Raw genomic sequence first — 4058 nt, forward strand, 5'->3', positions numbered from 1 at the left:
GGCTCTGGCTCTGGCTCTGGCTCTGGCTCTGGCTCTGGCTCTGGCTCTGGCTCTGGCTCTGCAGAATTATTACTGTTTGAATTAAAACTACTTACTACTTCACGCTCTTTTGTAGATTTTATGTCAGCTGCTTCCGTATTTAACTCTTCATTCTCAATGATGTTAGTTCGAGTTATTTCGATTTCAGCTTCGACATCTACTAAGGGCTCTAACTCTATCGACGCTTGAGAAACCAACTCTTTCCACGAAACAGTTCTATCACGTTCTTTATGCAAAAATTCCGCAGAAGTTAACTTTGGTAACGACAGCTCTATGGTGTCCAGCGTTACTTCTGACAACTCTTCGTCCTCAACTAGCCCCGTAGCTGAAAGCAATTCATCAATGTGATTTCTACCTACTCGGTGAAACTCAATCCCAACTTCATTTTCAACACCGTTGTTATCCTGACCAAAATCAAAAATAACAGCACTACGAGTTATTGCTAGCTTGTATCCTTGCTCTAGGGTTCTCAGCAAAAACTTAGCTTCTTCAATCACATCAGCACTAAGCAAACCGAATCGCTCAGATCTCTTGAGGTAGTGTTCTAATAAAACGCAAAGTTTCTGTGTTTTAACTAATCTATCTGGTCTGTCAGGAGAAGTTCTCGCTAAGTCAAAATGGCGTTGTAAAACTTTTTCTGACTCAGATATTTGCTCCGCAATACTTTTTTTCAGTGTTTCATACTTCGATAAATCACCGACTTCTGAATAGCATTTTACTTCAATAAGGTTACACCTGATTGTGCGTGTAGATGCATCTAAATCAAACAATGCTAGGTCTGTACGCTTAAAGCTAATCTCCGAACCTAACTCTCCATCAGCCTTTTGCAGCTCAGAGTAAAGTTCTATATGGGCATCTAAAGGTACTACAACCTGTTCTTTAAAGACGCCCTGGTATTCCAGATATAACTTAGATAAAGCCAAGCCCAAAGCTTCTGATTTTGAAGCGCTATTCGAGGCAAGTTTTAGTGCCAGCCTTCCCGACAAAGCTCTCAAGGAATCTAGCACTCTGGTTGCTTTATTTACATCAGGTACTATTTGGTGTTGCTCTAACGTTCCTTTTAACAAAGCCTCAATTTCTGTCGTCGAGCGCGAAGTAATTACAAAATTGTGAGTATTAGAAGAAGCCATTTCAGGGCTATGATCAATAAGGTAATCAGGTCGACCATCTTTACCACCATGATCAAAGAACTCTATTCCTAAGTTTCGATCTACTGTAAACACCCAATCACTTACTTCATGTAACTGATTGAGCAATGCCCTTTCTTTTGAGTCCAGTGACAACCTAACAACTGGAACTTGCTCCAATGAAAAGCTACCTGTTGCAAGAGAAGCTGTAATCGCAGACATCATTTTTGGAAGCTTTGCTAAAGTTGAGGAGACTTGTCCACCGAATAGCATTTTAGCAGCACCATGGCGAGTGTGACGGTCCCAAGCTACAACACCATTTTCATCAAAATAATCAACGCAATAGTCTTGATACAAACCGTACACAGGAGCAACTTGTTCATCTGCTTGAGGCCTAATGACCGACAACTCTTCAGCAGGGAAAACATCAAATAACATACTCAAGTGAGAACTAAACTCTTCTGGCGCTTCTTCAAACTCAGAAATAGATCTTAATGAAACACTTAACCTTGGTACTAAATGATTGTCAGAAGATTGAAATAGCTCATTATCTCCATTGGAATCATCATTACTGTTAATCAGTTTAAACAGCTCAGCTCCTACCTCTAAAGCGTATGGGTCTTCAACAAATAACCTTATATCAAAATAAATGTGTTTTAATTCTTGCTTCTTTCTAAGTGTCAACAGCATTCCCGCAACCGCACTTGCGGAGCCAGCATTGAACACATTAATTGATAAACAAGAAACGTAAGGGTGCTGAACTAAATAGCGCTCTACCTTATTTGCTAAGTAAGTGCTACTTTGCTTACCAACCTGTTGATAATCATTTTTAATTCCAAGCGCAGTTTTTATTTTGTCGATGAGCGACTGCGGCTCTCGTTCTTGGGCTGATGCCAATACACTCCAAAACGGATGAATACTATCGAGCGCAACCATCAGCTGTCCTTGGGCGTCAGGCAGTACATAAGGAAAATTAGTCAAAGAAAGTTCTTCTAGGAGACTATTTTTACTGCCAATTGCAATTTCTTTACTTACTTTCTCACTTTGTCTAGCCCAAGTTTCAGCTAGTGACGACCAACCTCCTAACCACAAGCACCTCAAAGGGTGGGTCGGCCCAAGCACCATAGCTTGCTTGTAACTACCGTCGTAATTCCACATAACGATAGAAATAGAATCTAAGCGAAGCAAAGCAGATAGCTCAGCTGTATAGTCTTTCCCATTTTCAGTAACTTGAAATACTGCCGCTAAATATTCTAAATAAGCTTTAGAATATTTGTATGCTTCATTTGAAGTAGATACATGATTATGAGCAACAGAAATTAGCTCTTTTTCACCCTGAGAAATTAAAGCAAAGTAATTTTCACGCGCTTTTTTAAAGTTTTCAAATTGCTGCTCTACATCACTAACAGGCCAATCAACTATGTCAGGTCCAGGTTCTTGTGCTTGTTCATTTCGAATCTCAACCCGCCAGGTAATTGCAGACATAGGGTTAGCAAGTATCTTTTGTTCAAAGTCTTTCAAGTAAGTGGCTACTGGGACCTGTATGCTTCCGCGTTTTTTAAACTTAATGTTTAGTAAGGATTCGGATTTACTCTTTGTTTCCTGCCAATTTGACTCAATTACTTCAGCGTTAACGAACTTATTAGTCTCTGTAACCTGAGTAAATTCTGCTTTAATTTTTGCATGAGCTAACGACGCTTCCCTGACTTTTCTACCAGGAAGTGGCTCTACCTCTGCCTCAACAGCAGGCAACACATAAAACAACTCACTTTCATTGATTCGTGAACCTGCGTCATCGGCACTAGAAGTTCCCCAAGGAATAGGGTTTTGATCGCCATCAACCAAAGATAATAACTCTTCATTTTCGTCAAATGCCTGAACTCTTACGTAATGCCAGCCTTCTTCCCACTCGATGCCTGTTAACTTATTAAATTTAATCGTTACTGTTGACTTAGCAGTTGCCTTGCCAACTTTAATTAAACCAACAAAATCGCCATGTTGGCTAAATACTTGAGCTTTGTATTTCGCAAGGCCATTTACTTCTTTAGGGTTTGGCTCTACCGAAAATGACACAGAAAAGTTTTTGATTCCTCCCTGACCAACGGTAAGTACTTGCTGACCTACTAACTGCTGTAAATTAGGATCTTTTTCATCTTCAGGAATTACAGGCAATCCAATTTCAGTTACGGTTAAACATACTGAGTCAGTTACCTCTTCTTCGTATTGAAATCGCCATTTATCAAAGGTAAGAGGCCAATTATTACTATCAACAACAAGCTGTTTACACCAAGCTTTATTGATTAGGCTTTCCTGATCGTTAAAAAACAGCGCCAATTTTCTATTAAAGTCTTCTCCCTCAAGCTGCAGGTCATAAACCGTAGCAATCGCGGATTTTTCCGATTTATTGATTAATTGAATAGATTCATGGTTCTTTACTAATTTTCGCACCAGCATAGAGTGGTCTTGGTGCAATTCCAAATCAGGTATCAGTCCTAGTTCATATAAAGCAGCTCCTAAAACACTAGGATCAAAGTCGTTTACTTGAATTGTTAAGATATACCTAAGCCATTGATATGGATTTATTTTCAGCGATGCTTTTTCGTTAAGTATAAAAACGATCTCTTCAACCAATTGTGACAAGGAAGCAGGACACTGTTCTTTAATCGACTGAAAAGCTAATGAATATACGTCCGTAATATCGACATGCTCAAACGTCGCCTCGCCGAACGAATCCTCAGAAGAAGTTTTTAATTCATTTGGCACAAAAACAAGTAATGGAGACCTTAAATTACCTTGCTCATCAGGGTTTCTCAGCTCAACTAGCTTTGTGCTCGTAACAGAATAGTTTTTCTCTGCATTATTAGCTAAAACAACTACCTGACTATTATCTAC

General features: G+C 39.5%; 1 protein-coding gene. It reads right to left on the bottom strand.

Features of this window, described 5'->3' with window-relative positions; translation table 11 throughout:
• A partial coding sequence (mads8, locus tag BIZ39_RS20510) for a methylation-associated defense system ATP-binding protein MAD8 (protein WP_222936729.1) occupies window positions 1-4058 on the bottom strand: 4058 nt, incomplete at both ends.

The sequence above is a fragment of the Alteromonas sp. BZK5 genome, from assembly GCF_014349115.1.
In the GTDB taxonomy this organism is placed as follows: Bacteria; Pseudomonadota; Gammaproteobacteria; order Enterobacterales; family Alteromonadaceae; genus Alteromonas; species Alteromonas macleodii.